Origin of the sequence: Acinetobacter sp. UBA5934 (assembly GCF_002430855.1) — a bacterium.
Classification (GTDB): domain Bacteria; phylum Pseudomonadota; class Gammaproteobacteria; order Pseudomonadales; family Moraxellaceae; genus Acinetobacter.
Genome location: NZ_DJDC01000010.1, coordinates 8,688 through 12,204 on the forward strand (window position 1 = coordinate 8,688; position 3,517 = coordinate 12,204).

At 41.6% G+C, this 3,517-nt stretch carries 4 protein-coding genes; all 4 read right to left on the minus strand.

Annotated features, from left to right (window positions below):
- Positions 1-25: 25 nt before the first annotated feature.
- Positions 26-220, minus strand: coding sequence for a bacterioferritin-associated ferredoxin (locus tag B2Y23_RS00530; protein WP_086174534.1), 195 nt, complete (start codon positions 218-220; stop codon positions 26-28).
- A gap of 223 nt (positions 221-443) precedes the next feature.
- The gene (locus B2Y23_RS00535) at positions 444-827 is read right to left on the minus strand and encodes a RidA family protein (RefSeq protein ID WP_092820181.1); all 384 of its coding nucleotides are present in this window, start codon (positions 825-827) and stop codon (positions 444-446) included.
- A 69-nt stretch (positions 828-896) separates the two neighbouring features.
- On the minus strand, positions 897-3,002 hold the full coding sequence (locus B2Y23_RS00540; protein WP_291354966.1) for a RelA/SpoT family protein: 2,106 nt from the start codon (positions 3,000-3,002) through the stop codon (positions 897-899).
- Between the two features lie 219 nt (positions 3,003-3,221).
- Positions 3,222-3,503, minus strand: coding sequence for a DNA-directed RNA polymerase subunit omega (rpoZ, locus tag B2Y23_RS00545; RefSeq protein ID WP_131217345.1), 282 nt, complete (start codon positions 3,501-3,503; stop codon positions 3,222-3,224).
- Positions 3,504-3,517: the final 14 nt, after the last annotated feature.

Consider the following 3,517-nt stretch of genomic DNA (forward strand, 5'->3'; position numbering starts at 1 on the left):
GGTGTGTCATTATGATTATCTGGGTTTAAGCAGCTACGGAAATACGGGCTGCAATTTCTGAAAGTTCTTCACTAATGATGGCGCGGGCTTCAGGTGCACAACGACCACAGCAGGTACCTAAATCAAGCAGGTCACGGATTTCACGATAGCTTTCCGCGCCATTTGCGACTGCATCTTTAATATCTTGATCGGTAATACCACGACATAAGCACACGTACATTTGAACTAGCCACAATAAAAGTGAAATGGGATAAGTGATATTATTGATAATTATTATCGTTTGTCAATGAAATTCATTTGAAATATCATTTATTATGATTGAGTTTTTGAATAAAAAAATATCACCTGAGCGGAAATCCGAGTGCTGCTCAGATTTCCGCGCAAGATGAATTGGTAATTTAGAATTGAGTTTTGAAACTTGGCTATTTAATTGTTGTTATAAGTCATTGATTAATAATTACAATGCCATCCATTTCAACCAAAGCGCCCTTAGGTAAGCTTGCTACACCTAATGCTGCACGGGCAGGATAAGGCTGGGCAAAATATTCACCCATAATTTGGTTGACCAGCTGGAAATGAGAAAGATCAGTCAGGAAAATATTCAGTTTAGCGATATCTGCTAGTGAGCCACCGGCTGCTTCACAGACTGCTTTTAAATTATCAAATACACGGCGAATTTGGGCTTCAATACCTTCAACCAATTCCATACTATAAGGATCTAGACCAATTTGACCTGAAAGGTACAGGGTATTTTCAACTAAAATCGCTTGAGAATAGGTACCAATAGCTGCAGGTGCATTTTCAGTATGGATTACTTGGCGGGACATCGATTTCTCCTTGTATTATCTCTATGCATCATAGCGTAAATTGTTCAATAAGCGTTACTTATGTTTGAACTAACTGGCTTTGGATGTTTCAGCAATATTGATGGGCTGGGCTAAGCGGACGATGCGTGGAAAGCCAAAATGCATACGTAAATCGCGAATAATCTGCGCAATTTGCTTACGGTTATGCACCACAATATTAACGTAGGTTTTGTCTTCATGGTTATGCACCATTTCAACCCCGGTTTTTTCCTTCCGGCATTGATAAATCAGATCGGAAACTTGCTCATCACTCATTTCCATATCAATACTCAAATAAGCGGTGAAACTGATGTCATTAACTTCTTCAGAGGTCCAATGCAAAGGCATAATATTTTCTGGATGCTGATGCTGTTCATGCAAAAGATTATGACAACGGGCACGATGTACAATTAAACCACGGCGCGAAAGGTGTCCCTGAATCGGATCACCCAGTACAGGGTTGCAACAATGGGCATATTTGACATCTACCCCTTCAGTGCCTTGAATGAGCCGGGTAGAGGACTGATTATCCAGACTTTGTCCTTGTGCAAACAAATGGTTGGCCACTAATTGCGGTAGCAGGTCACCCACGGCAATCTGTTCAAATAACTGTTCCTTGGATTCGATATATCGCCATTGCAAAATATCCATCCAGTCCGATTCAGTTAAATCTTTGATGGAGCGATTAAACAGTTTCAGGGCGCGATTCAGAGCCTGCTGACCCACCAGTTGTTGTTCTTCAATATCTTGATCACGCAAAATATTCTGTATCGCACGACGCGCTTTCTGGGTGTTAATAAAGCTAAGCCAGTCGGGATTGGGGGTCGCCAAGACATCTGTAATAATCTCGATCACTTGCCCACTTACTAGCGGTGTGGAAAGAGGGCGGGTTTCCCCATTTATCTTTGCTCCTACAGCATGGTTGCCTAAAAACAGGCTGGCTGAATAAGCAAAATCCACTGCGGTAGCTCCTTGAGGGAGCTCGTGCAAATGACCATGCGGGGTATATACCCAGATTTTTTCCTGGTGCAAATAATCTAACAGATCGCTAAAAGTGGTTTTGGCACATTCACCATCTACCAATACATTCAGATTCTGCATAGATGCCTGAATGGCTGAACGGCAGGCTTGTGGTGCATTTTCACCCAATACCACACCAAAACGGGCCGCCTTACGCATCAGCTCGGTCTGAATGGTCAATGAAAGTGTGGTTTTTTCACCTTTTAACCGCATCATTAAAGACTGGTTACCACCCGGTAATGGACGGCGAATATGGTCTTCATAATGCAAAATCTGGAAATTTTCGCGCAGAATTTCTGCCAGGCGGTCACAGTCGGCAATGCTTTGCAGAATAATCTCAAAAGCATGACTGTGAGTCAGTTCCTGTAAATTAATATCGTTTTTGACGAAGTGGCGCAGTAATTCAATATTATTATTTTTCTTTTTAATACGACCGCTAATCTGGTGCTGTTGCAGTAGCTCAGTCAGCTTCTTTTCCCAGATGCTCTGATATTCACAGCGTTTTGGTTTGGTTTGTAATAATGCATCTTGCACATTATTAAACATATCCAGGTCAAGATTTTGATAGCACAGATGTTCCAGATTGTCGGCCATCTCATTCATACCGACAATACGCGCCATAGGCACAAAAATATCAAAGGTTTCCTGGGCAATACGTGCGCGTTTATCTGGGCGTAATGATCCCAGAGTGGTCATGTTGTGATAACGGTCGGCCAGTTTAATGATAATGACACGCGGGTCTTGTAGGGTGGCTTGCAGAATTTTCCGGAAAGATGCAGCTTTATTATATTCTTTATCACTTGAATGGCTGAGTTTAGTCACACCATCGACCAGTTCTGCAACGGTACGTCCAAATTTTTCACAAATATCGTCTTTGTTGAAGTCAGTATCTTCAATTACATCATGCAGCAGCGCAGCCATCAGGGTTTCGGCATCCAGGCGCATATGCGAAAGAATGCTGCTGACCGCAATCGGATGCAGAATATAGGGTTCGCCGCTTTTACGGGTGATGCCGTCATGGGCAATGTCAGCATAATCGCAGGCCACAAGCACGCGCTCGACATCGCTTGCACTTAAGTAAGCATCGATAATAATTTTGAGCTGTTGTTTGGCTTGGCTGACCTGTGGGCCTGGCATATAACACCTTTAATACTTCAGTTTCTACAATTTAAAACGCTAGCCCTTTAATGAAAAACATATTGCATGACTTGTCAAATTTTTCATTTAAAAAAAGCAAAAAGACACAGCTTTAATAACGTATCTTTAACCTTATGTTATAACGTTTATTAGCCCAATATAAAAGTTATGCAATAAAAAAAGCCTAGTTAAAACTAGGCTTTTTTAAGATTTTTTTTCTTATTGGAAAGAAAAGCCATCTAAATTCAAATTGTTTGCAGAAAGTGCAAGATCAAGACTTGATGTTTGGTAGTCTTGATCACGTTGTTTCAAAATATCTTTAGATACATGACCAGCTGCAATTTCACGTAAAGAGACTACAGTCGGTTTGTCGTTATCCCACTCTACAGTTGGTTCAATGCCTTGACGTGCCAATTGACGCGCGCGTTTGCTTGCCACTAGTACAAGCTCAAAGCGGTTGTCTACATGGTCTAAACAATCTTCAACGGTTACGCGTGCCATAAGAATTCTCGTTT

Excerpts from the sequence above, each read along its gene's own strand:
- B2Y23_RS00535 (WP_092820181.1), bottom strand. The coding sequence starts at position 827 with ATGTCCCGCCAAGTAATCCATACTGAAAATGCACCTGCAGCTATTGGT.
- B2Y23_RS00540 (WP_291354966.1), bottom strand. The coding sequence starts at position 3,002 with ATGCCAGGCCCACAGGTCAGCCAAGCCAAACAACAGCTCAAAATTATT.
- rpoZ (WP_131217345.1), bottom strand. The coding sequence starts at position 3,503 with ATGGCACGCGTAACCGTTGAAGATTGTTTAGACCATGTAGACAACCGC.
- B2Y23_RS00530 (WP_086174534.1), bottom strand. The coding sequence starts at position 220 with ATGTACGTGTGCTTATGTCGTGGTATTACCGATCAAGATATTAAAGAT.